Raw genomic sequence first — 25,559 nt, 5'->3', positions numbered from 1 at the left:
AATCAAAAGGATTGACGATGCAAGACAACTGGATTCGTGTTGCCGAGGCTCGCAAAGCCGAGGCGGCAGGCCGAGATTGTGAAGTCCGCGGTTGGGTTCGTACGCGTCGCGATAGCAAAGGGGGCTTCAGTTTTATCGAAGTCAACGATGGCAGCTGCCTTGGTAATATTCAAGTCGTTGCCCCAGGGGAACTGGAGAACTACGCCGACGAAGTTCAAAAACTGACGGCAGGTTGCAGCGTCGTTGTGGCGGGGAAATTGGTGGAATCGCCTGCGAAAGGTCAAGAAACCGAACTGCAGGCGACTTCACTTCGAGTGCTCGGTTGGGCTGATCCTGAGACCTACCCGCTGCAAAAGAAGCGGCACTCGTTCGAGAAGCTGCGTGAGTGGTCACATCTGCGAACTCGCACCAACACGCTCAGCGCGGTGATGCGAACGCGGAATCAGATTAGCCAATCGATTCATAACTTCTTTCACGAAAACGGTTTCTTCTATACTCACACGCCGATCATCACCGCGAGTGATTGCGAAGGCGCCGGCGAGATGTTTCGTGTCACGACGCTCGATTTAGAGATGTTGGCCAAATCCGGCGGCCCAGTGAAATTTGAGTACGACTTTTTCCAAAAGCCGGCTTATCTGACCGTTAGCGGCCAGCTGAATGGCGAAACTTACGCCACCGCACTCGGACGCATTTACACGTTCGGGCCGACTTTTCGTGCCGAAAACAGTAACACCAGCCGGCATCTTGCCGAGTTTTGGATGGTCGAACCCGAGGCCGCCTTTTTTGACTTAGCCGATGACATGCGTTTGGCCGAAGATTTCTTGAAACGAATCTTCACCGATTGCTTGAATCATTGCGATGAAGACATGCAGTTCTTCAACGAACGGATCCAACCCGGCGTGATCGACCAAATTCGCTCGGTCGTCGAACGTCCGTTCGCCCACATGACCTACACCGAAGCGATCAAGATTCTCGAAACCTGTGACGCAAAGTTTGATTATCCGATTTCGTGGGGCACCGATTTGCAAGCGGAACACGAACGCTATCTGACCGAAGTTCATGTCAAAGGTCCCGTGATCCTGACCGACTACCCATCGTCAATCAAACCGTTTTACATGCGAGTCAGCGACGATGGAAAAACGGTCGCCGCGATGGACGTGCTTGTTCCAGGCGTTGGTGAGATAATCGGCGGCAGCCAACGCGAAGAACGGCTGGATGTGTTGACGTCGCGAATGGCCGCCGCGGGGCTGAACGAAGAAGATTACTGGTGGTACATCGATTTGCGTCGCTATGGCACTGTCCCGCATGCGGGCTTCGGACTCGGACTCGAACGAGCGGTCCAGTACGTCACCGGAATGGCCAACATTCGCGACGTGATTCCGTTCCCCCGCACCCCCGGCAACGCTGACTTTTAATGAACGCCGGCCGATTGGCACCGTCCCCGACCGGAGCTCAGCACTTAGGAAATGCTCGTACCTATTTGCTCGCCTACTGGTCAGCTCGCAGCAGCGGAAGAAAATTAGTTCTGCGAATTGAGGATATCGATTCACCGCGTGTCAAATCGTGGGCGATCCAACAAGCGATCGACGACCTGCGTTGGTTGGGGATCGATTGGGACGAAGGGCCCGATGTCGGCGGACCGCATTCGCCGTACATCCAAACCGAACGTCAATCGTTGTACGTCGAAGCACTCGAGCGACTGATCGCGGGCAATCTTGTCTTTCCTTGCAACTGTTCGCGGCAAGACATCGCCGAAGCGGGCTCCGCACCCCACTTTGAGCACGAGGGAAACATCTATCCCGGCACCTGTGCGAGTTGGCAGAACGGCGATCCGCTGCCCGAGGCGGGTACTTTTTCTTGGCGATTCCGCGTCAAAGATCATGAGATTACAATCGACGACCTCGTGCTTGGAAGGCAGGACTGCAATCTTGCTGCGCATCTCGGCGCGTTCCCGATCACGCAAAAGAATGGCAGCTACTCTTACCACCTTGCTTGTGTCGTTGACGATGCAGCGATGGGAGTGACCGAAGTGGTGCGAGGCGACGACTTGCTGCCCAGTGCATTCCGGCACATTGAGCTCGCCGAGGCACTCGATCTGCCTCGATCGCAATATGCCCACGTTCCTTTGATCAAAGGCCCCGATGGCCGCCGCTTGGCTAAACGTCACGGCGATACACGGCTGAGTCTGTATCGCGAACAAGGCGTCGATCCGAAAACCATCGTCGGCTGGGCCGCTCACACCGCCGGTTTAACAGACACTGCAACGCAGCGGAGTGCCGCCGAGGTGATCCCGCTGTTTGCTTGGCCAAAAATCAATCGCAATTCGATCATCGTCCACGAGGCAGAAACCACAGCCTGGATCCACGATTAAAACGAAAAGCCGAATCAGACGACTACGGCAACACCGGACGTCGGAGCGGTCAAGCTGTCTCCTCTTCATTCTTAATCCTAATCTTCTCCGGTTCAACCGGACATGCGCGTACGGGATTAAGATTAAGAGTAGGATTAAGATTACGAGACGGGCCCACTTTTGTTGTTTCCTCTGCAAACTAGCCACGGCAGTGGCGACAGCATGTAGCCTGGGGCGAAAGCCCCAGGAAAACTTCGACTCCGTGAAATCATGGACCTGATACGAAGGTGTTTTGATGAAGGTAATCTTAGCAGAAAAGCCTTCGGTGGCTCGCGATTTGGCGTCGTTCCTGAACGCTTCGGGTCGCCGTGACGGGTTCTTCGAGGGCGGAGGCTATCAGGTGACTTGGGCCTTTGGTCACTTAGTCGAGCTGAAGGAACCCGGTGACTATGACCCGGCGCTGAAACGCTGGACACTTGAGTCGTTGCCGTTCGTTCCCAAGAACTTTCAGTTGCGGCTGCGTGGGGATGACGGTGCGAAAAAACAGTTCGCTGTAATCAAACGGCTGTTTCTCGAGGCCAGCTCATTGATCTGTGCGACGGATGCGGGGCGTGAAGGAGAACTGATCTTTCGCTACATCCAGTCGCTTACGGGGTGTACGAACAAGCCCGCCGAGCGGTTGTGGCTCAGCTCACTTACTCCAACAGCAATCGGCGCCGCATTTCGTACGATCCGTCCCCTGTCGGACTACGACAATCTTTACGCAGCGGCAAAGTGCCGAAGTCAAGCGGATTGGGTCGTGGGTATCAACGCGACTCGAAATTACACCGTGCGTTATCGATCGGCGTCCGAGCGTGGTGCGTCGGGGCTGCTGTGGAGTCTCGGTCGCGTGCAAACCCCCGTGCTCACGATGATCACTCGCCGTGATGATGAAATTCGCACGTTCCAATCCGAGCCGTTTTGGGAACTGATGACCCAATATCGCGATGTCCAGTTTCGGTATCGAGGCAAGCGGTTCGACAAGCAAGAGAATGCACAAAGCGTATTTGAGGTGGCCAGCAAATATGACCTGACCATTCAAAAGATCCAAAGCCGTGCAGAGAAGTCGCAACCACCACAGCTCTACGATCTGACGGAATTACAGCGGGACATGAACCGTCGTTTTGGTATCTCAGCCGCCGAAACCTTGACCACGGCCCAGTCACTTTATGAAGCGAAATTGATCACGTACCCGCGAACCGACTCGCAGTACTTGAGCAAAGACATGCGGAAGGATATCCCCGGCGTCATGCGGCAACTGCGCTCAATCAAGGCGAACGAAATCGACCAACTCAACTTGACCGCTTTGCCGTTCACCAGTCGTATCATCAACGACGCAAAGGTGACCGATCACCATGCGGTTATTCCCACTACCGCGTCCGCAGGAGTACTCCGGGGGCGAGAGCAAAAGATCTATGATGCGATCGTCGTTCGGTTCATCGCTGCATTCTATCCGCCGTGTGAAAAAGAGATCACGACGGTTGATGCAGCGGCGGGCGAAGTCGCGTTCCGCGCTCGCGGCGTGCGAGTTGTCGCGCCAGGATGGACGCAGTTGTATCCCCGAAAAGCAAAAAGCGGTGAAGCGAGCGAAGAGCAGCAGTCGTTACCCGATTTCAAAATTGGAGAATCAGGGAAACACAAGCCATTTATCAAATCAGGACAGACGTCGCCACCGAAGCATTTCACCGAGAACACCTTGCTCGGTGCGATGGACACGGCTGGAAAACTCGTCGATGAAGCAGAGTTGAAAGAGGCGTTAAAAGAGAAAGGTCTGGGGACGCCCGCGACTCGTGCGGCAACGATCGAAACGCTGTTAAGCCGAAAATACATCATCCGTGACAAAAAGAATGTATTGGCCACCGACCTGGGTCGCTATCTCGTCGCGATCGTAAGAGATCGCAATTTAACGTCTCCCGAACTGACAGGCGAATGGGAAGCAAAACTGAAAAAGATCGAGGCGGGCCAGTTGTCGCCCGACGTTTTTATGCGCGAGATTGCTGATTACACCCGAGCCATTATTCAAAGTAGTGAAGCGGTGAGTGTCGATCAGGAAATTTACGGCTCCTGTCCACGGTGCGGTGAAAATGTTATTGCGGGGAAACGGGCGTTTGGATGTTCGGGGTGGCGGAACGGATGCAAATTTGTATTGCAGCCTTCCTACCGTGACACTGATCTGTCGATGGACCAGGTCCGCGAGCTATTGCAGTTGGGAGTTACAAACCATCCGTTGACGATCAATGATAGCCACCCCTTCCTGCTGGCCATGTCGGAGTCAGGAACTTTGGTTGAAATCCCCGTTCCACACGGTAGCGAACAGGATGGTGGGGGAACTACGGCAGGCCGGAAACGAACCAAGAGCAAAAGCGGAGCAAAGAAATCGACTGCAACAAAGTCGGGCGGAAAGAAACAAAGCAAGGCTAAAAAGGACACGAATTCCAGTACGACTGAAATTGGGGTTTGTCCGTTGTGCCGCAGTCCCGTGGTGGAACAGACGAAGTCGTATGCGTGCAGTCGATGGCGTGAGGGGTGCGGATTGACAATTTGGAAAACGATTTCAGGAAAGAAAATCTCGGTGAGCAATGCCAGGAAGTTGCTTCGTAGCGGCGAGACAGCGGTCTTGAAAGGTTTCAAATCGAAAGCGGGTAAATCGTTCGACGCCAAGTTAAAACTGATCGATGGCAAGGTGCGTTTCGACTTTTAATCGATTGCAAATCTGTCTTGGATTGAGCGAATCGATTTGACGAAAACAAATGTGACGCGAAAACAAATGTGTCGGGGCTAGTTTCGGGGTAAGCTGGATATTTTGTTACCCCCGTCACATTTTTTTACCCGTCACATGATGTCCTATTGATTCAACAAGCTTAGTTGTTGGTCCAATTCGGCCATCACCTGATCCACCTCATCGCTGCTGGATGCGATTGCAGTAGTGTACCCACCGCCAATATCGTTTTCGACCACGTCGAATGCTGCGGCTTTCTCACTCTCGGCATCTCTAATCTTGATTGCAGCGATCACCGAATCGGTGGCCTCTGCCGTTACACCCGATCTACTGATGCGTTCGGTGATCAACTCGCTAGTCGCCCTTGAGGTTTGAGCAATTTGCAGCCGGTTAATGACCTGCAGAGCATCGAGAGCGGAAACACGTCCGTCGGCATTCACATCGTAAAACCGTCCCGTCGATGCAACGGCTTCGCCTGACGCACCGCCCTGACGACCGAGTTGATTGATGACCAACAATGCATCCATTGATGTCGTTTCACCGCTGCCATTGACATCCGTACGCTGAACGATGTTCGTTCGCGCAGTTTGCACAAGTGCATCAAACCCTGCGGATGATCCGATCCTAAAAATACGTCGGTCGACATCGCCTTTGAACACCAAAGCGTACAAACTTCCCGCTTGAAGTTGTGCGGTCAACACTCCCTGACTGTCGAATGCCATTGGGTTTAAGTTTTCATCAAACAATCCGACGTTTGATAATCCATTTACGGCGACACTTCCTACCTGACCTACCGAAAGCGTGGTTTTCAAAACAGCTCCAAAAATGACGGTTGAGCTAAAGCCGTCTCCGGGAACAACCAGTGGGCCCCCGACGAGTGACGGGCTAAAGACTCGAACGTTATCCGTTGGAATAAACGCGTCATCATCAATGATGGTTGTTGTATTGACAGTCTGGCTTCCGAGATCCGCACCCGTGGGTGTTCCCAGCGTGACGATAATACTCTCGTTGGGTTCATCCATGTCGTCGTCGACTACGATGATGTCAATCGACGCAGACGTTTGGCCCGCTGCAATGGTCAACGGGCTCGCACTGATCGAGTAGTCGGCGGGGGCTATCGCTGTCCCGCTCACATTAAATGGGACCGTCACCGGTGATTCGCTGACTGCGGAAAGCGACACCGTCAGCGTCAACATTCCATCACTTTCTCGGATCGATTGCCCCGACAGATTGAACGAAACGGTTGGGGCCTGTACTGGGTCGTTGGCAAGGATCGAAACCGTTTGCGTCCCGGTGGCACCCACCGTGGCGCCAGTTGGTGTACCCAATGTCAAGATAATGGTCTCGATTTCTTCGTTCACCAAGTCATCCGTGATCACGACTGCGATATTGCCTGATGTCGCTCCGGCTGAAATCGTCACGGGGCTTGCCGATATCGTAAAGTCCGATCCGTCAGTAGCTGTTCCTGTTACCGTAAAGGGAATCGAAACTAATGAACCACTCGCGGCTGACAACGTCACCGGCAACGAGATCGTACCGACATTCTCTTCGACTGAAAAATCGGCACCGAGCTTGACTGTCGGCAAGTCGACCGGTTCATTGTCGTTAATCGTGATCGTTTGACTCGTCCTTGCTCCCAAGGTCGCGCCCGTCGGCGTACCCATTCCAATCACAACGGTTTCAGGCATTTCGACTTCTGCATCATCAATGATTGTGACGATGATGTTGCCGGACGTCGCACCCGCGGCAATCGTAATGGGGCTCGATGTAATTGTGAAATCGCTGCCGCCGGTTGCTGTTCCCGTTACCGTGAACGGAAGGGTCACATCGGTATCACTGGCTGCTGACAAGGTCGCTGTGATCGTCACCGGACCGGAGCCCTCAACGACCGACTGGTTGTTGGTCGAAAAGGACACCGTCGGCACCGTCAAATCAACCTGCACGCGGACGATGATGTCACCGAAGTCCGTGATCGCGAATGCGGCTCCGCTTTCCGGCGACTTAATGATTGTATTACTCAACGGGTCACCGGAAGTGAAGTTGGTTGTCAAGCGATAATCACCGCTTGTGGTGGGAGCTGTTACGGCCAAGGTTCCAAAATCAGCGGTCGGCGGAACATCCACGCCTGCGATATTGGCGCTGGATACGAAATAGTCACCCGTAGCGGAATCAATGATCGTATCCGTGGAAACCGAAAAGTTCGTTCCGACGCGATAGTTGGACACAACAAGTTCGGACGCACTGTTGATAAAATTCAGTTGATACCCTTGGACTTTGGCATCCGCAGTGATCGTGCGTGCAATCACGTCAAACATGGCACCGGGGGCAACGGTCACCACTGTCACCCCGTTTTCTTCCGTTGTTATTAGGCCTGTCTCAGGCACCAAGTCGAGCGTGGCCGTATTGATAACGGGAACTTCATCGTCATCGACAATCGAAACCATTCGCATGGTCGTCGTTCCGAGCGTCGCACCTGTCGGTGTTCCCAAACTCACGATAACGGTTTCGTCCGCGCCGGACTCGACAACATCGTCATCGATAACTGCAATGGTGATATCGGCAGACAAATTTCCTGCGGGAATGACCAATGGAGTTGCCGAAATCGTGAAATCGTTACTAAGCGTTGCCGTACCAGAAACCGTAAATGGAACCGACACATCCGTATCACTTACCGTTGAGAGAGTTGCGGTCAGCGTGACGCTGCCCACGTCTTCGTTTACGATTTGATCACTCGTCGAAATCGAAACGGTTGGCAGTGGGGACATATCGACCACACGAAAGATAAGGTCACCGAAATCGGCAATCGAGAAAGTGGCACCGCTGGACGGTTCACGAATGAGCGTATTTGTTTGATCGTTGCCGTCTGTAAAGTTGACCGTCAACGTATAGTCGCCCGTTGCTGTCGGTGCCTGGACATTAACGAGACCGAGATCTCGAGTTGGTGGAACTTCGACACCCGATATATTTGCACTAGAAACAAAATTGTCGCCAGCAGCCGAGTCGACGACTGCATCTGTAGCCAGCGTAAACTCACTACCAACGCGATAGTTTGTTAAGACCAACGGCGAAGCACTGTTGGAAAAGTTCAACTGGTAGCCTTGGACCAGAGAATCGGCCATGGTTGTTTTGACCACCACATCAAGCGCCGTGCCAGGGGCAACAGTGACGACGGTCTTACCGCCTTCCTCGATTGTTGGATTTGCTGTTACATCGGACGGCAATAGATCGAGCGCCACGGTGTCGACCGCTTCACCCTGAACACGAATGATAAAGTCTCCAAAATCGGTGATCGGTTCAATGGCGATCCGATCGTCGCCAATGACGACGACACCGGTAGGAAACGACTCTGACTGCGATGTATCCACAGTGACCCGGTAGTCGCCAGTCGCCGACGGAGCCTTCACGTCAAACGTGCCAAACGTCAGCACAGGAGGAACCGAGACAGGAGTTGCAAAGGGAAAACCTGCTGATATCAGGCGATCCGAATCAAGATCTAAATCAGTATCCACTTCGCTAAGGTCATTGGGATTGAGTTGCAATTGGAAATTATCCAACACGACGCTTGAGTCCGTTTCGTTAAAATTCATAGCAAAAGCAACGATTGCGTCATCGGCCGAAGTGACCTGAGCGGAAATCTTGATCTTCGATCCAGGTGCAACCGTCAGCACCGTGATTCCGTCTATCTCTTCACGTTGGACACCGATAGAATTGGCCGGAACGAAGTCATACGCCGCCAACAAGCGTCGATCTTCGAGTAGTTCGGTGCGCAAATGGCGTCGTGGATTGTTTCGACGACGCTCTTGGTTTGGACGCTTCATCATGGCTAACCCCTCATCAAATACGGTTTGAATCAGTAAGACAGGTTGTGTGTCTTGTTTGTATATCGAACAAGTGAAATGGAGGGCAAGCGTGCGGCCCCATGCAGTTTGCGTCGTCTGTCTAATGCCGCCATTTTAGCTCTTCTGAAGAGTGCCTCGATACACAATTTCGGGAATAATTGCAGTGGACAAAATTCAATCCTTTTGAGTTTTGAGCCGATTGGACGCGAAGTTACTCCAAGCGTAAAACTCTTCAAAGTCGGGAGTCGACAACGGTGTCAGAAATCTCATTCCGTTTTCTGCTCCGCTGACTGCTTCTTTTAGGTCGGCCTTGAGGCCGCAGAGTGGACTTGAGGCACGCGTCGCCGGGCGATTGATCGCCCCCCGTTTCACGCCCGTAGGGCGAACCCGCGTCTGCGACTCCAGTGGACCGCTTTCAATTCATCGTCATGGAGTGATTCGTCGACGCGCACCGACCAATTCGGCAAGCTGGAAATCGACCAGGGCGAAACTAGCTTGGGTTCCGGCTCAGGGTTGGCGAGCGAAATCGAATTGACGAATATAAATGTGACGCGAAAACAAATTTGACGGGGTAATGTTGGGGTCAGCTGGATGTTTGATTGCCTCCGTCACATTTTCTTTCCGAACTCAACACGTCATTTGTTGCAATTCGGATAGGGTGGTAGATTAATGCCTCGGAATGCACCCTGCGTTGCATGTCCCTTTTTTGGGGCCCTGTGACGCTTCGACTCAACATCCTGCGGTAGCCGTTTTTGTTAACATTATGTCCGACTCGTTCCCTCAGCCACCGCGTCAATCGAAACTGGCTGCGGGAAAGACATCTGGAATGTCTTCCGACGAAGGCACGACAAAGATTTCGTCGTCCTCCGATCGCGACTCTCTTTCCGATTCACTTCCATCAAGCAACCAGCAGCCTGCGGCAGACGAAGTTGGATTCCTAATCGACGCTGTTCCAGAGATCCGTCGTTACAGTCTGGTGCGTGAAATCGGACGGGGCGGCTACGGTGTTGTCTTTCTGGCATACGACAAACTGCTGGCCCGTGAAGTGGCGATCAAGGTCGCTCGTGCTGAGGTGGTTCGCGATGCGGCGGGCGTCGCTCGATTCGAGAGGGAGGCCCGCGCCGCCGCCGCGCTGGAACACGAAGGCATCGTGCCTGTGTTTGATTGTGGCGCGAATGGCAAGGAACGATTCTACGTCATGCCATATTTCAGCGAGGGCCATTTGGGTAACTGGCTCGGTCAGCAGAGCGAACCGCTAGACGAGCGTTCGATTGCTCAATGGATTCGTCAGATTGCCGAGGCTGTGCACCATGGGCATCGACAAGGAATCATTCACAGAGACATCAAGCCTCAGAACATTCTGCTCAAACGCGATCTCTCCGCGCCGTATGGCCTGCGTCCGATGCTTTCCGATTTCGGCCTCTGTTCGATCGACGACGTCTCGGGCGAGTCAACTAGCATGATGGCGGGAACCCCTTCGTACATGTCACCAGAACAGGCGATGTTTGGCAAATGTCCTGTTGCTGAGCAATCGGATGTGTACTCGCTTGGGGTGGTTTGCTTTCAACTTTTGACCGGGACGACGCCGCATTGCCCCGGGTCGATTCCCGAAGCCGTGTTGATGCTTCACAGTGCCTCGGTCCCGTCGCCCCGTCAATTCCGCCCCGATATTTCAAACGCGCTCGAAGCCATTTGCCTGAAGTGCCTGCGGAAGGCTCCTGAGTCGCGGTACGACTCGGCGCAATCGCTCGCTAACGATCTTGGTCGCCTACTCGAAAACCGGCCTATTTCAGCGACCCGCGAACGTTGGTGGAACAAAGTCGCATTCGCCATTCGGTATGGTGATTGGGAACCTCGTTTAGGTTGGGCCGTGATCGCAATCAACGTGGTCACGTTTGCATGGGCGTTTGCGGGCGCCGTGTGGGTTGGATTTCGATTTCCTGAACAACCCAACATCAGTTTGGGTTTCTGGCAGTTGCTAGGGTTTTTGTGCGGCGTGGCTTTGCCGGTTCACACGCTGGGCGTTTTGGCAGGATGGTCGATGATTCGCCGAACGGGAAGCGTCCGAACTCTGGGCATCATGACGCTAGGGAGTGCGCTGTGGACGGCTCAGCACTGGCGACTCATCTTAAGTGATGAAGTTCCTATGAAAATCTACGAGGGGCAAGAAATAGCCTTCATCATGGTGTTCTTGTTGATCGCGATATCGTTCACGATTCAGACGCTTTTCTTGGCGGTGGGATTCTGGACTGCACGCTCCAGAGCCTTTCAAGCGTCGCGTTAGCGAATCATCCCGTTGGCACTGAGTGACACCGGAATTTGTGGAAATGCAACAAATGTCTAAATGAGTGAGCCGTCCTGCATCCTAGTTTGTTCCAACGGGTATACGAGCAACGTCGGAGAAATTGCGTGGGTGAATACTATGGTGACCGCAACATTCATCTTGAACACCGAGCGAAGAACGGTCCAGTCGTTGTGTCAGTCGATGCGTTGTGTCAGTCGATGAACTAGTCGGTTCGTGCGCGCGTCGTCCTGGCTTTCACGACGAAGCCCAAAACGTAAGTTTTGATGTTGTAAGGAATTACACCATGAAGGTTAAACGAGGGGGATTTGAACTTCATTCGGTCCCTCGCTTACGCGTTTTGAAGTTGCGCTATTTGCTGTCGCGGAGCGACATACTTCGATAGCCTCGGACTTTAGTCCGAGGGATTTTCGCCAATATCAATCGAGTCCCAGCGGGACGTTTTGTGACTTGATCGTTCGCCACAGAACGTCGCTCCGCGACTGGGTGCCAATTTCAGAACCGATAACCTTGGACTAAAGTCCAAGGCTATCCCATAAAGTGCCTCCGGCACAAAACAGCGACTTCAAAACTTACGCGTCGGGTTGTGATTTGCCGCGAAAAACGAGAATCACACAACTCCTAAATGCATTCGCATTGGGAGTTCAGCGACTTTTTGCCTCCGGAGCCGCGACAGCGATCGATGCCGCCCTGACTGAGATTCGTCGCCATTCACGATTCGCTCCAATTTCAACTAGCTGGCACGGCCTCAATAATACGCTGCATCCTTTTGCTGATCGCCACGTCGAAGAAAAGACTCGGTGGGAAAATGGAGGGGAGGACGAGTCCATTCCGAATTGCTCTTACAAAATGGCAACCGAAGGCAGCTGATTTCGTCGCCGTTCTGCACGGTAGCTCCGTCACATGGTATGAAATAGACTAGTTGCTCAAGGACCGAGCGGAAAATAACTGTCGTATTAACGTTGATCGCTCTGTGATCGACGCACACGATCACGACGCGAGCCAGTACATTAATGTACTGCTTAATCCTACCTAACCCAATGTTTGTGAGCCCCCATCACATGAATCGACCTCTAAAGATGCTTGCCTGTGTCACCATGATTATTCACTCTATCGCTGCTTCGAGTTCCGGGGATTCGGCCGAGCCAGACAAAGGGAAATCGCCCGATTATCCTCGCGTCAATCTTGCCCCGTGGTATCGCGTTGATCCTGCATGGCCACAGAAACCAAGTGAATTCGAGAGGCAGGCCGTGCCTGCGGTGGCGGTCGACACTAAGGACCAAGTGTACGTGTTTACGCGTTCGACACCGCCCATCCAGGTCTACACCAAGGAGGGAAAATTTGTGCGCAGTTGGGGCGACGACTCGATCGCAACCGCGCACCATCTGAAGATTGACGGCGATGGAAACATCTGGGTTGCCGATATCGGCTTGCACATCATTCGCAAGTTCTCACCCACGGGCGAGGTCTTGCAAACGATTGGTACACCCGGTGTTTCGGGCGAAGACCAGACGCATCTCGACAAGCCGACCGACATGGCGATCGCAGCCAATGGCGACGTGTTTGTCTCCGATGGCTACGGCAACAATCGCATCGTACATTTCGACGCTACTGGAAAATTCGTCAAAGCCTGGGGCAGCCTGGGAACGGGGCCGAATCAGTTTTCATTGCCACATGCGATCGCGATCGACTCGAAGGGGCGACTGTACGTCGCCGACCGAAACAATGCTCGCGTGATGATCTACGACCAACAAGGAGAGTTGCAGGATAGTTGGGATAACGTGATCGTGCCCTGGGGATTCCATGTGACTGCAGACGATGATATTTGGGTGTGTGGCGCCTCGCCGATGCCTTGGATAAACGACCCCGATTATCCCGGTGCACCGGTAAGTTGCCCGCCCAAAGACCAAGTGCTGATGAAATTCAACCCTCACGGAAAACTGCTTCAATTGTGGACCATCCCGAAGGGCCAGGATGGCCAAGAGCAAGCAGGTGATGTGAATTGGTTACACGGGATGGCAATCGATTCAGAGGGAGACATTTATGTCGGTGATATCATCGGCAAACGGGCCCAGAAATTCGTCTTGCAAAAATAGTTTTCCCGCTCCTCAGAATCGAATTCTCTCTAGCTTTGAGTCGCCCCAACAGATTCGGGCTCAATGCCGTATCTTGATAACGGAAGAGAAACTTGAATATGCAATATCTTAATCGTCAACGACGTTCAAAAGTGCTGTTGCTCTTGTTTGTCTGTGTCTGCTGTTGCCACAGCGTTCGCGCCGAAGCTCCGCCCGAAGTCCGAGTCACGAATATTCGTCGCGTCTTTCACAACGGGGAACACAACGCATTCACAGATCTTGTGCGATTTCGGAATAAGTTCTATTTGGCGTTTCGCAGCTGTCCGGATGGGCACATGGTGCATCCAACCGCGTCCATCATTATCATGGCGAGCGACGATGGAAAAGATTGGGAGCAAGTCCATCGATTTCAAGTTGAGCACCGTGATACACGAGATCCGCATTTCCTGGTCTTTCAAGATAAGTTGTTTGTCTACAGCGGTACGTGGTACAGCGGCGAGACGACGATTCCAGTCAAAGACTACGATTTAAATTTGCACCTCGGCTATGCCGCGTGTAGCGAGGATGGTGTGACGTGGCAGAGTCCGATTTTGTTGGAAGGGACGTTCGGGCACTATATCTGGCGTGCCGCTGCGTTTGGCGACAAGGCGTACCTGTGCGGTCGGCGTAAGACTGACTTTGCTGTGGGACCAAGGGGCGAAGGCCAATCGGTCGAGTCATTGATGTTGGAAAGCGACGACGGACTGATCTGGCGAAAGCGAGCCGTTTTTCAGGAGCTGGCGGGCGACGAAACCGCGTTCCAGTTCGAGCCAGACGGAAGTGTGGTCGCGATCGGGCGGCGTGGGAGTGCGAATGCGCAACTGATGCGTTCCCAACCGCCCTATCAAGATTGGGATCGCCGGGATTTGGATCGATATGTCGGTGGTCCAATGATCACGCGATGGGGAGACTGCTGGGTGGTCGGCGGGCGCAAGTCAATCGGCGACCGCGGGCCTAAAACGTCGATGTATTGGCTGGTTGACGATAGCTTGCACGAGTTCGCCGAGCTGCCCAGTGGCGGCGACACGTCGTATCCCGGTTTTATCGAATTGAGTCCCACGAGGGCGATCATGTCGTGGTATTCGTCACACGAAAAGGATAAAGACGGCAAACCGATCACCGCGATTTATATGGCTGACCTAGAGATTGTCTCAACTCCCCGACGCGAATAGTCAAGTCAAGGAGTCAAGTAGGGCCGGTTCCCACCGGCCACGGGCATGAAATGTTCGCTGCCGCTAGTTACAAATGGATGGCGGTCGGTGGATGATCAAGTCCGTCGGTCGCGCGTGAGGGACGGCCGGTTGGAATCGGCACTACGTTTGCTGGAATCCCTCCAGAGCAAGCCTAGTCCCTTTTGGCAGACTTCCGAAGCAATTGGTCCTGGTGAAATTGAACCATCACGAACCAAAAGAAGAATCCGAACAGCATGCACAATACGCCTGCATATCGCATTTGATTGAGCTTGTCAAAAGTGTCTTGCATCCTCGCCTCGATCATCACGAAAGACATAACTGCACGCCGTGCGTCTGGCGTTAAGTCTTCCATCTTGTTAGCGATCTCTTGTGGGGCGACGAGATCTACCCCATGTGCAACCGCTGCAACATTCTCGAAGAACTTTCCATCTGGATCATTGACCTCGGCGTTAAAGGCAATCATGGCATCTGCTTGTCGGTCTGGAATTGCCCACGAAAAGTTGACAGTGGACCAGCAGATGTCAGACTTCTCTGACAGGAGATCCGATTCATGGACAAGCGTCGAACTTTCAGCCGAGAATTTAAATTGGCCGCCGTTAAGAAAGTAATTGAACAAGGACTGTCGTACGCCGCGGTCGCTAAAGACTTGCGCGTCGGTGAAACCTTGATTCGCAAATGGAAGAAGTCTTTTGATGAAGATGGGACTTTCTCTATTGAAGTGATCGGCAGTCAGTCGGTCGAGGCCGAGCTGAAACGACTCCGTGAGGAAAACCGACAGCTCAAGATGGAGCGTGACATTTTAAAAAAAGCGACGGCCTTCTTCGTCAAAGAAAACAGTTGAGGCTCGCGTTCATTGACAAGCACCGCGATCGATGGCCGATCGCGGTGCTCTGTCGAACTCTCGAGGTTACACGTGCGGCCTACTATCAGTTTGCCGGTCGCGACATCACCACGACAGAGAATAGAGAAACGCAAATCACACAGGCGATCAAAAGGGTTCACTTGGAAAGGCATCACGACGCATACGGAAGTCCAAGAATGCATCGAGAACTATTGATACGAGGAGTTCAGTGCAGCCGAAATACCGTCGCCAAGTACATGCGTAAGGCAGGAATTCAAGCGAATCGCCGAACCAAATTCAGAATCTCGACCACCGATTCAAATCACAATCACCCCATCGCCAACAACCTTCTCGAGCAAAATTTCTCGACCGAAACTATCAATCGAGTTTGGCTCACTGACATCACCTACATTCCCACCAAAGAAGGATTCAGTTACCTGTGTGCTTTCGTTGACCTGTATTCACGCAAAATCATCGGTTGGAAAACCAGTCGTAACATCGATTCTGAATTGGTGGTGAGTGCACTCGATCAAGCTTTGGCGTTTCGTTCACCGGCGGCTGGCTTGATCGTTCATAGTGATCGTGGCTCCCAATACGCCAGCGAGCATTTCCGCAGCAGGTTAACCGCCAACCGTCTTATTCAGAGCATGAGTCGTCGCGGCAACTGTTACGACAATGCTCCGATGGAATCGTTCTTCAAAAGCTACAAGACAGAAGAGGCCCAGCAGATCTACGACACACACGAACACGCCACACGCGGCGTGTCTGATTACATCGAAGGTTTTTACAACCCTCTTCGCTTGCACTCCTCATTGGACTATCGGAGTCCCATTGACTTCGAGCAAGCCATCAAAGAACCGTTACTCGTCGGTGAATCCTGATCCACAGGACGCACCATTTACCTTCCCGTTAAGACCGGTCCACTGTCAACTTTTCGTGGGCAATTCCAGTCCAGAGTCGCGTGCTGCCCCAAATGGCTACCTAGGTACATGACGAGCCCAAAAATAGCGAGGAATTTATAGAGGTTATCAGTTGGGAGTTTAAGTTGCTCGATCATCTCTTCTCTCTATTGAAAGTGTCCTGGCTATTAGCTTCCACGGTTTAGGCACAATCAGCATGCAAACGAGGCGCGGAATAATCATCCTGGCCTGCAGAGTGAATGGGGAGAGGGAAACTAGGGTTAAGTGATTCCATCACGAGCCTTGCCTGCCGAGCCCTTGCGACCACCAACGTCAACGCTTGGCATCGTTAAATAGTAGTCAAGAAAGCCCGGTTCCCACCGGCCACGGGCAATAAATGTTCGCGACCGTTAGGGGGACGGCCGGTAGGAACCGGCCCTACGTTTGCTGAATCAGTCGACTACGGCAATGCGTGACAACGAATCGGTCAAGCTGCCCCCGTTTCATTCTTAATCGTAATCTTACTCTTAATCCTAATCTTCTCCGGTTCGATCCGGTCGAACGGGACTTTCGCGGACGGGATTAAGATTAGGAGTATGATTAAGATTAGGAACCAAGTAGGGCCGGTTCCCACCGGCCGGACGGTTGCTGTCCAGTCCAGGATTTTAAGATAGTCGTCAAGCGACCAGACATTCTTCACCTATCGATTTCACGTCCCGAGTGATCGACCACCACCGGATCACCGACTTGAGTCTGCCACTGGCGTAGTCTTGCTTGCAGTTGTAGCTTGGTTTGGGCGTGCTGCGGGGCTTCTGCGAGATCGTTCAGCTCATCTGGATCGTTGAGCAAATCGAACAGTTGCCACTTGTCGATCTGCGGATAGTGAATCAACTTCCAACGGTCACCACGAATCATGCGTTGGAAATTGCGGAAGTATCCGAAGACGTATTCGTGAACATGCTCCTGCTCGCCACGCAGAACAGGCACAACACTGCGACCGTCAATCGGTTTGAGTGTTCCAGCAACGTCGGGCGCATCAGGGACTGTGATTCCCACCAAGTCGCAGACCGTGGGATACAGATCACGCAAATACATCTGTGCGACGAAGCGTTGGTTCTTGGGAACACCGGGACCGCTGATTAGCATCGGCACGTTCATCGTGTGCTCGTACATGTTCTGCTTGCCACGCAAGCCGTGGCTGCCCATTGCTAATCCGTGATCGCTTGTGAAGATCACGATCGTGTTGTCTCGCTGGCCGCTGTCATCGAGTGCTTTCAAAATTCGGCCGATTTGTAGATCGAGATGCGAAATCACAGCGTAGTAAACAGCCAAGTCCTCGCGAACATCTTTCTCGGTGCGAGGCATCGGCAGCAGCGATTCGTCGCGAGAGTTCTGGTTGCCGTGATCGAAGGGGTGGGCCGCTCGAAAGTTCTTGGGCAGTGGCATCGTCGCGGGATCGTAAGCATCCTCGAAACCGGGAGGCACCAACAGCGGATCATGCGGCGCGGTGAAGTTCACGTGCATGAAGAATGGCTTGCCGCGCGGTTGCTCGATCAACTTGATGCTCGCGTCCGCAAACTTCTTGCTGATGTCGCCCGTCAAACCGACGCCGAGTTCCGGATACTTTTCCTTGCCATCGCTCGATTGAAAAACCCAGCCGGTGTAACCCGTGACCGGTGTTCCGTGCGCATCGACTTGATTCGGCTTCATCCATTTTCCGCCGCCGCTGCCAAATAGTCCGGCCGTATCCTGGTAGCCATAGTCGCTCGGTCTGCCCTTGTTGTGCCACTTGCCAACGTACGATGTTTCATAGCCGCCACGCTGCATCGTTTCGGCGAAGGAAACAAAGCCAACCGGTTGTTTGCTACCAAAATCCAGAGCGCCGGTGCGGAAGCCACTGCATCCGCTCAGGATCTCTCCTCGGCTGGGCGTACAGATCGGGTTCGAACAAACCGCCCGAGTGAACACACTGCCGTGTCGAACCAAAGTATCCAGATTCGGTGTCCGAATCACATCGTTGCCAAGTGCCGCGATCGTGTCAGGTCGCTGATCGTCCGAAACGATCAACAAAACATTCGGCCGCGCAGCGTCAGACGTCTCGTCAAACGTTGGCGATAGAATGACAAGCAGCAGGGCGGCAGCGAGCGTTTGAAGAATTTGTGGTTTTTGCATGGTGTGATTCGTTTAGGATCAAGCGGGAAAACAGTATCGTGGATCACTCGGCCGATCCAACGCCATGATCGCGGAGCGATCAGCGATTATCGGGTATAGTAAATACGTTAACTGATGAATCCTGACCTTGTGAGACTTTTACTGTGCGAAACGATTTGCGACAAATTCTTTTCGGTGCACTAACGCTCGTTATCGCGGTTTCGCAATCGACCGCCGCTCAACCAAACCTCGATGACTGGAAGGCGTCTACTCCGCGTGACGAGATTCGTCCGTCATTCGAAACAAGCAACAAGGGTGGGCATGACGGGAAGGGGGTGCTGTCGATCACGGCGGACGATCGCGAAGGATTGATGGGCCATTGGCAAAACACGGTTGCGGTCGAAGGCGGCCAGTACTATCAGTTTTCGGTCTGGCGACAGACCAAAGGAATTGACTTGGTTCGCCGCGCGGCGATGGCGAGAGTTATTTGGTTAGACAAGGACGGCAAGCGACCGCTCCGTGATGAAGTTTCGGTTTCCCGGTTGCCTGCCGATAAACCGAGGTCGGAACCGGAGTTTCCGGTCGATGGCGAAACGGACGGCGACTGGACAAGGCTCGTCGGCAACTACCGTGCTCCTGCCGGCGCAACACAGGCCCTGATCGAACTTCACTTCCGCTGGGGACCGCCCCGTTCGAGCGTCTCGTGGAGCGACGCAACCCTGATCGCATGCGAGCCGCTTGAGCCAAGGATCGTTCGCTTGGCGACCGTTCATTATCAACCCAAACAGGGAACGACCAACCGTGAGAAGTGTGAGCTGTTTTCTCCTTTGATCGCCGATGCCGCCATTCAGAAAGCGGACCTCGTCGTGTTGCCCGAAACGCTGACTTACTACGGTAAAGGAGGCACATATCCCGAGTCTGCCGAAACCATCCCCGGTCCATCGACTGATTACTTTGGACAACTTGCCAAGCAGCATGACCTTTACATCGTCGCCGGTTTGCTCGAACGCGACGGCCACTTGGTCTACAACACCGCAGCACTGCTTGGTCCCGATGGTAAACTGGTCGGCAAATACCGCAAGGTGACGCTGCCGCGTGGTGAGATCGAAGGAGGCATCATGCCGGGGAAGGACTATCCGGTTTTTGACACCCGGTTCGGAAAAGTCGGCATGATGATCTGCTACGACGGTTTCTTTCCCGAAGTCGCACATGAACTGAGCAACCGTGGTGCCGAAGTGATCGCGTGGCCGGTGTGGGGATGCAATCCACTGCTCGGTGCGGCAAGGGCTTGTGAAAACCATACCTATGTTATCAGCAGTACCTACACCGATGTGTCAGCCGACTGGATGATCTCAGCCATCTACGGGCACAACGGAAAACCGCTGGCTCAGGCGTCGAAGTGGGGAACCGTCGCGGTAGCGGAAGTGGATTTGAACAAGCCGATGTACTGGCGCAGCCTTGGCGATTTCAAAGCCGAGATTCAACGGCACCGACCTGAGATTCCAGCAGAACCCACCGCCAAGAACGATTTTTAAGCTGGAATTTTCAGCATTTGCGTTTCGTAGCCACGCTCGCCAGAGCGTGGATCGTTAGCGCGCAAATGCGAATTACCACCTTCTGGCGAAGGTAGCTACCCGAAGATGCTTCGCGACGTTGCCCAGGAGCTTGGGACTCCACAAGAGTAGGAAGCGTATGACCGAGAAACGCCACGCTACTGTTGCTGTTTCCGAGCCGAGAGATCGTACGGGATCGTGAACTGATGTTGATTTCGGTCCGGCACATAGGGCATTGATTCCACGAGTTGATCCAACGTGGAATCATACGTGATGAATTGAACCTGATTCTTTGAAGGGACAAATCGAAGGAGCCTCAGGCCACCTCGCGACATGTAGTCCGACAGCAATGCGTGAACTTCGTTTCCATGATCGCCGGTTGTCGATTTTCGCAACGCTGTCACTCGGCTCTGATCTCCCGAGAAAACGAAGCGAAGATTGACGTGCTTGCGATAGAGTTTGTCCCACATTTGCTCGGCCGTATTGCCTCGCTTGGGATGAATCTTCAGCCACCGCATTCGCCCCTTGGGATCGTGGATGTAGCCGTCGGTGGTTTTCGGTTTATCAATGATGCCGAGGTCCATGTGTGTCGTGATTAACGCGTGCCGGTTTGAATAGTTATCCAAGACAGTGCTCGCCCACGCTAGGACATCGTCAGGAGCGTTGCATTCCAGATGCAGAAAGACAAAGTCGATGCCGCCTGCCGAAAAGAGTTGAGCACTGTTGACGTTGTTAGCCGACACATGTTGGTCTTCACTATTGTGTGAATAGCACTCGAGATACCAATTATCGCCGATAAACGACGACGCAGGAAACGCTTGCTGGAACAGGCTCGCATCGCCATCGCGTTCCATGTCGTGGTTGCCTACCGTCAGGCCGAATGGAACAACGTCACGCAGCTTGTCGAGATGCAACTTCGCGACCGCCCATTCTTCGGGGCGATTGATTTCAACGATATCGCCCACATGGCTGACGAAAACGATATTCTGCGACTTTTTGTTGGCTACGATCCAATCAACGTGATTCTGCAAATAGACATTGTTGACTTGCTCTGCTGGCTGATCCGTCGAGATCTTAGAATGTGCGACGATGTGAGGATGCTCACTCATGCCGGGGAACATTGAACTGCCGCGTTCGCCGATTTTTGTCCCCGGCCCCAGATAGTGTTGTGTATCGGGAATGATGACTACCGTGAAAGCATCGCTGGGTAACGGCGGTATCACGGGCGAGTCATTTGCCACCCCGATTGACGCGACGAGAGCAAGCACAGCGGCTATGGCGACTTCACGACCAGCCAATAGGTGATTGTACATTTGTTTCATTGTTCACACATTCCGGACGTGTCTTTCGTTACGGTATCGTTGTAACCGCATCAATGCGATTGTACTCAAACGCGAACCGCTACTGCTGCGGTTGCAGCAACAGTTGCACGCCGTCGACGACAACGAAGCCATCCGTGTTTTGGTTCGATACTGTCACGATGATGGAATCGTTAATGCGAAAATTCCCCAGTGACGAACCGACCGCAGTGCCTTCGCGTTGGTTGACGGTTATCTCTTTTGTGTCTTCGCCTACCGAAACTGTCACCGGAGTCTTCGTGGATCGATTGCCAGACGCGACGTACAGCAGGCTGACTTCGTAAGTGCCGGGTTTGGGGACATCGATTTTGAATGTCGCCGTTTTTTCGCCTTTGCCGTTGTTGTCGTCGTGAAGGTAGGCCAGACCACAGACAGGAGCTAAAGTGCCCGACGTCCATGACCCCATTGTCTTGGCATCCGTATCATCCGTCACCAGCCCAGGCAGCGTCTTTGCAGGTTTACGCACCGACTTGTCAGCCCATGTCAGCCGCTGGCCGTCGTGTTCCAGTTTGACTTTCAGTTTGGCGTAGTCCACATCCTGTACGGCAATCTCTTCGGTGATCGCCATCGCTGCGGCGCTGCCGACACTTTGCCCAAGAATCATATACACCGGTTCCATGCGGATCGATCCAAAGGCAACGTGGGACGAAGAAAGACAGACTGGCACCAACAGGTTCTCACATTCATTCTTTCTAGGAACGATTGAGCGGTACGAAACGGGATATGGTTTTGCAAAGCCATGTCCAAAACCGCCTTCGTTGCGCACCGTCTGCACTCCGTTTTCTTCCACGACCACTCGCTGACAAAAGTGTGAATCCATTGGATACGAAGCCAGACCCACGGAATCGTTAACGATCCGTCGTGATTCGCAGTCCGCTTGTGTGACAACATAATCCGACACCATGCGGCGGCCTTCGCGGACGTACAACTGATGAGGCCAGAATCCGGATTCCGTGAACTCCTGCGGATCGAGTCCCCAGGCACTCACCCGCACCCGCAGTGCTTCGGGAACCTGAGGGTCGTTTGCCAGGAAGTACATCAGTCCCTGTTGATAGTTGACGTGGTCTTGGAAAATGCGTTCGCGCATTTCGTACAATTCACGCAGCGGCACTGGCAGCCCTCGGCGTGGCGGAGGAAGTTCGCTGATCGAACCCGGTTTGTACGTGCCGTCGGGCCAGCGGTAATTGCCGCCGACATAGTCTGAGGAGAAGCTGCCCGCGTTGTTGCTGTCGCCCTGTCGCATCTGAACCGGCCCGTCGGTCATCGAGGCCGTCGTGTAGTTCAGACGCCAATCGATGCGTTCATCGAAATTCAGAAAGCGGGCCAGCAACGCGTAGCGATTAGCGTCATAGCTGCGAGGTTTCGGGAACGCGACTTTATCGGCACCGCGTGAAAGTTGAAGTCGGAAATTGTACGCCTGAACTTTGAAGTCGCCTTCGCCTGGTTTTCCAGGAGTCTCAGCGGCGATTTCCGGCAGCAGACCTGACGCCGGATCATCCGCAATCACGTAGGGACTCAGCGGCAGTCGGCAAAACTGATAGACGTTTTTCCACGACACCGTCTGCCATTGCCCGCCCAACGTTTCGTCGTAAGTCGCCGCTGGTTCTCGTCCGACGTGATAGGAAACGTTCGCAGCGGCCAGCAGGTCGCCTTCATAAGTGCTGTCCACAAACACCGCCGCCCGCACGGTCTCGCCGGTTTCCATGGTTGCGGAAACCAGTCGCTGATCCTGCATCACAACGGAGCTGAGCGCACGTCCCAGCAGGACTTTTACGCCGGCTTCATCGAGCATTTTTCGGTACAACGCCTCGGCTTCTCCAGGGGAATAGTCTAGAGCTTTGCCAATTCGATTGTAGAACTCCAGTGCGATTCCGCCGATCGAATCCTTTCTTCCCAGATCGGTCGCGGTCAATCCGCCGGACGTCATTCCGCCCACGTGTCGGTTAAAGGAAAGCAGGACTGCGGATTTCCCATCTCGCGCCGCTTGAATTGCCGCCGTCACCCCGGCCGGAGTGCCTCCGTACACGGCCACATCGCACTCGATCAACTTAGGTTGACCAGGCTCCGCCGGTTCGTAGTAGTGGGGCTCACCCGCCTTGCTCACGTTGTTGCAACAGGCTGCATGCAAAGCGGCGCTCACCACGACGGCCACCAGCCAGACGGATCGCTTCAAGACTGATTCTCGGTTGCTCATCTATTTTTTCTGTATGTCTAGTTATTTGTTGATGTCTAGTTATTTAATTGGATAGGATCTTCCGCCATGCCGTCGCCGTAACTCCGACGCATTGTAGGCACAATTGTATTCGCGGTGTGGCGTCGGTGTTCTTCTTTGATACGATCTCTGCCGTGATCGAGAAACTGTCGAATGAACTTGTCACTGGTTCTTGCGACGGTGAGGAGTCAAGAAGGGCAGATACCGTATTTTTTATTTATCCGCTTGATCTGCTTATCGTCGGTACCTGACCCCCTTTCTTCAAAGGACAGGCGAATCGTCCCTCTGAATTCATTCGTCAGTCCCCCATTCGTCTGTCAAAAATGCCTCATCCGCTGCCTTCTATCCGCTCACGATCGCGTTGGTTCGTGAACAGGGTTCGCCTAACGTCGGGCTATGATAGTTGCTACGTGCTCGCCCAGCAGATAGCATGGTCTTGGCATGAGTGACGATGAGCTCTCTACTCAAGCTCCCACCTAGATTCACCACGAACGATTACCGTTCCCCGCCTTGGAAAGATCACGATGAGACGCATGAAATCCCGAATTCCATTCGGATTGCAACGTACGCTAGCGGTATTTGGCATACTGGGCTTGTTGGCGAGTGGCCTCTCCGCAGCAGATGCGCCGAAGCGTGTGCTTCGCGGCGGTGCGTACGCGATTGACATTACTCCAACTGAGTTTCCTGTTAGTTCAGCTGGCAGTATGACGCACCGCACGGCGGATCAGGCCCACGATCCGCTGCACGCCCGTTGCCTGGTGCTGGACGACGGCGAGACGAAGATCGCGTTGGTCACTTGCGACAGTTGCATGGTCCCGCGAGAGATCTACGATGCCGCTAAAAAGCAGGCATCGCAGGCGACCGGCATTCCGGCGGATCACATTCTTTGCTCGGCGACACACACTCATACCGCAGTCACGGCGGCACCGACGTTTCAAAGCCTAGTTCAAGAGGACTATCCCGATTTTCTCGCCCAGCGAATTGCTGAGGGTATTACCCAAGCCAACTCGCAACTGGAGCCAGCCCGTGTTGGTTGGGCGATAGGGAGCAACCCGCGTCAGGTCTTCAATCGCCGCTGGTTCTTGCGTCCCGGCACCGCGATCGCGGACCCTTTTGATCGCGGTACGGACACGGTAAGGATGAATCCTGCGGCGAATAGCAAGAGTTTGCTTCAGCCCGCTGGCCCGGTCGATCCAGAAATTCCGGTACTCGCGGTGCAAGCCATTGACGGACGTCCGATCGCATTGTGGGCCAACTACTCGCTGCATTACGTAGGCGGCGTGCCCGCCAATTCGTTATCGGCAGATTACTTCGGCGAGTTCGCTCGCCAGTTTACCAAATCGATCGATGGCGATAAAAGCAAGCCCGCTTTTGTAGCTTGCATGACCAACGGGACGAGCGGCGATATCAACAACATCAACTTCTACGAGGGCCGCACGAGTCAGCGACCCTTTGAACAGATTCGCCTAGTAGCCGCCGATGTCGCAGCTTCTGCCCTCGTGGCGTATCAGCGAGTTGAATACAAAGATTGGGTGCCGCTGAAAATGCAGGAGACCGAGATAGAGCTGGGTGTCCGCCGGCCTGACGCAGAGGAATTAGCTCGCGCCGAGAAACTGATTGCCGAAGCGGGGCCAGGCCCGTGGAAGCAGCAACGTTTGATCTATGCCAACGAGACGATGAACATGGCCAAGTACCCGGCCACGGTTCAAGTCAAACTGCAAGCGATTCGCATCGGTGATCTGGGGATCGTTAGCAGTCCCTGCGAGACGTTTGTCGAGACCGGGCTAGCGATCAAGAAACTCAGTCCACTCAAGCCCACGTTCACGATCGAGTTGGCCAATGGCTACAACGGCTACCTGCCGACACCCGAGCAGCATGCACGCGGGGGCTATGAAACATGGCGTGCCAAGTCCAGTTATCTGGCCGTTGATGCCGAGACACAGATCCGAAAAACCTTATTGAGTCTACTCGATCAGGTCACGCAATAAA

General features: G+C 53.7%; 14 protein-coding genes. 9 read left to right on the top strand and 5 right to left on the bottom strand.

What is annotated here, in order from left to right; all coding sequences use genetic code 11:
• Positions 1 to 17 precede the first annotated feature (17 nt).
• The 3 genes from asnS to SH528x_RS26650 all read left to right on the top strand — a co-directional run bounded on the left by asnS (position 18) and on the right by SH528x_RS26650 (position 5,090).
• A complete protein-coding gene (gene asnS / locus SH528x_RS26660) occupies positions 18 to 1,415 on the top strand; it encodes an asparagine--tRNA ligase (protein ID WP_442506484.1) in 1,398 nt (465 codons plus the stop codon).
• Positions 1,415 to 2,371, top strand: coding sequence for a tRNA glutamyl-Q(34) synthetase GluQRS (gene gluQRS, locus SH528x_RS26655; RefSeq protein ID WP_442506483.1), 957 nt, complete (start codon positions 1,415 to 1,417; stop codon positions 2,369 to 2,371). The genes asnS and gluQRS overlap by 1 nt, the downstream gene beginning before the upstream one ends.
• 274 nt (positions 2,372 to 2,645) lie before the next feature.
• Positions 2,646 to 5,090, top strand: a complete 2,445-nt coding sequence (locus SH528x_RS26650) for a DNA topoisomerase 3 (RefSeq protein WP_442506482.1) — start codon at positions 2,646 to 2,648, stop codon at positions 5,088 to 5,090.
• Positions 5,091 to 5,233: 143 nt separating this feature from the next.
• Here SH528x_RS26650 and SH528x_RS26645 read toward each other — a convergent pair whose 3' ends face one another.
• On the bottom strand, positions 5,234 to 8,929 hold the full coding sequence (locus SH528x_RS26645; protein ID WP_442506481.1) for a Calx-beta domain-containing protein: 3,696 nt from the start codon (positions 8,927 to 8,929) through the stop codon (positions 5,234 to 5,236).
• Between the two features lie 781 nt (positions 8,930 to 9,710).
• On the opposite strand from SH528x_RS26645, the gene SH528x_RS26640 reads away from it, so the two are divergent.
• The 3 genes from SH528x_RS26640 to SH528x_RS26630 all read left to right on the top strand — a co-directional run bounded on the left by SH528x_RS26640 (position 9,711) and on the right by SH528x_RS26630 (position 14,535).
• Positions 9,711 to 11,231 carry a serine/threonine protein kinase gene (locus tag SH528x_RS26640; RefSeq protein WP_442506480.1) on the top strand — a complete coding sequence of 507 codons (1,521 nt, stop codon included), beginning with the start codon at positions 9,711 to 9,713 and terminating at the stop codon, positions 11,229 to 11,231.
• A gap of 1,079 nt (positions 11,232 to 12,310) precedes the next feature.
• On the top strand, positions 12,311 to 13,345 hold the full coding sequence (locus tag SH528x_RS26635; RefSeq protein WP_442506479.1) for a peptidyl-alpha-hydroxyglycine alpha-amidating lyase family protein: 1,035 nt from the start codon (positions 12,311 to 12,313) through the stop codon (positions 13,343 to 13,345).
• 98 nt (positions 13,346 to 13,443) lie between these two features.
• Complete coding sequence (locus tag SH528x_RS26630; RefSeq protein ID WP_442506478.1) at positions 13,444 to 14,535, top strand: hypothetical protein; 1,092 nt, start codon at positions 13,444 to 13,446, stop codon at positions 14,533 to 14,535.
• A gap of 172 nt (positions 14,536 to 14,707) precedes the next feature.
• Here SH528x_RS26630 and SH528x_RS26625 read toward each other — a convergent pair whose 3' ends face one another.
• Entirely contained in the window at positions 14,708 to 15,019 is a 312-nt protein-coding gene (locus SH528x_RS26625) for a hypothetical protein (protein ID WP_442506477.1), read from the bottom strand.
• Between the two features lie 87 nt (positions 15,020 to 15,106).
• On the opposite strand from SH528x_RS26625, the gene SH528x_RS26620 reads away from it, so the two are divergent.
• A protein-coding gene (locus SH528x_RS26620) for an IS3 family transposase (RefSeq protein ID WP_442505482.1) occupies positions 15,107 to 16,278 on the top strand; the annotation gives its coding sequence in 2 pieces (ribosomal slippage) (positions 15,107 to 15,356 and positions 15,356 to 16,278; 1,173 coding nt in all).
• A 714-nt stretch (positions 16,279 to 16,992) separates the two neighbouring features.
• Here the strand turns inward: SH528x_RS26620 and SH528x_RS26615 are convergent.
• Positions 16,993 to 18,468 (bottom strand): sulfatase-like hydrolase/transferase, encoded by a 1,476-nt coding sequence (locus tag SH528x_RS26615; protein WP_442506476.1) that lies wholly within the window; start codon positions 18,466 to 18,468, stop codon positions 16,993 to 16,995.
• A 143-nt stretch (positions 18,469 to 18,611) separates the two neighbouring features.
• Between SH528x_RS26615 and SH528x_RS26610 the strand changes: the two genes are divergently transcribed.
• Entirely contained in the window at positions 18,612 to 19,982 is a 1,371-nt protein-coding gene (locus tag SH528x_RS26610; protein WP_442506475.1) for a nitrilase-related carbon-nitrogen hydrolase, read from the top strand.
• Positions 19,983 to 20,158: 176 nt separating this feature from the next.
• Here the strand turns inward: SH528x_RS26610 and SH528x_RS26605 are convergent, their stop codons facing one another.
• Positions 20,159 to 21,313, bottom strand: a complete 1,155-nt coding sequence (locus SH528x_RS26605; protein WP_442506474.1) for a serine/threonine protein phosphatase — start codon at positions 21,311 to 21,313, stop codon at positions 20,159 to 20,161.
• Positions 21,314 to 21,401: 88 nt separating this feature from the next.
• Positions 21,402 to 23,552, bottom strand: coding sequence for an FAD-dependent oxidoreductase (locus SH528x_RS26600; RefSeq protein WP_442506473.1), 2,151 nt, complete (start codon positions 23,550 to 23,552; stop codon positions 21,402 to 21,404).
• 542 nt (positions 23,553 to 24,094) lie between these two features.
• Between SH528x_RS26600 and SH528x_RS26595 the strand changes: the two genes are divergently transcribed.
• Entirely contained in the window at positions 24,095 to 25,558 is a 1,464-nt protein-coding gene (locus SH528x_RS26595; protein WP_442506472.1) for a hypothetical protein, read from the top strand.
• The last annotated feature ends 1 nt before the right edge of the window (position 25,559 follow it).

The sequence above is a fragment of the Novipirellula methanifontis genome (assembly GCF_052161655.1).
In the GTDB taxonomy this organism is placed as follows: domain Bacteria; phylum Planctomycetota; class Planctomycetia; order Pirellulales; family Pirellulaceae; genus Novipirellula.
This window is presented reverse-complemented; position numbering and strand designations above follow the sequence as displayed.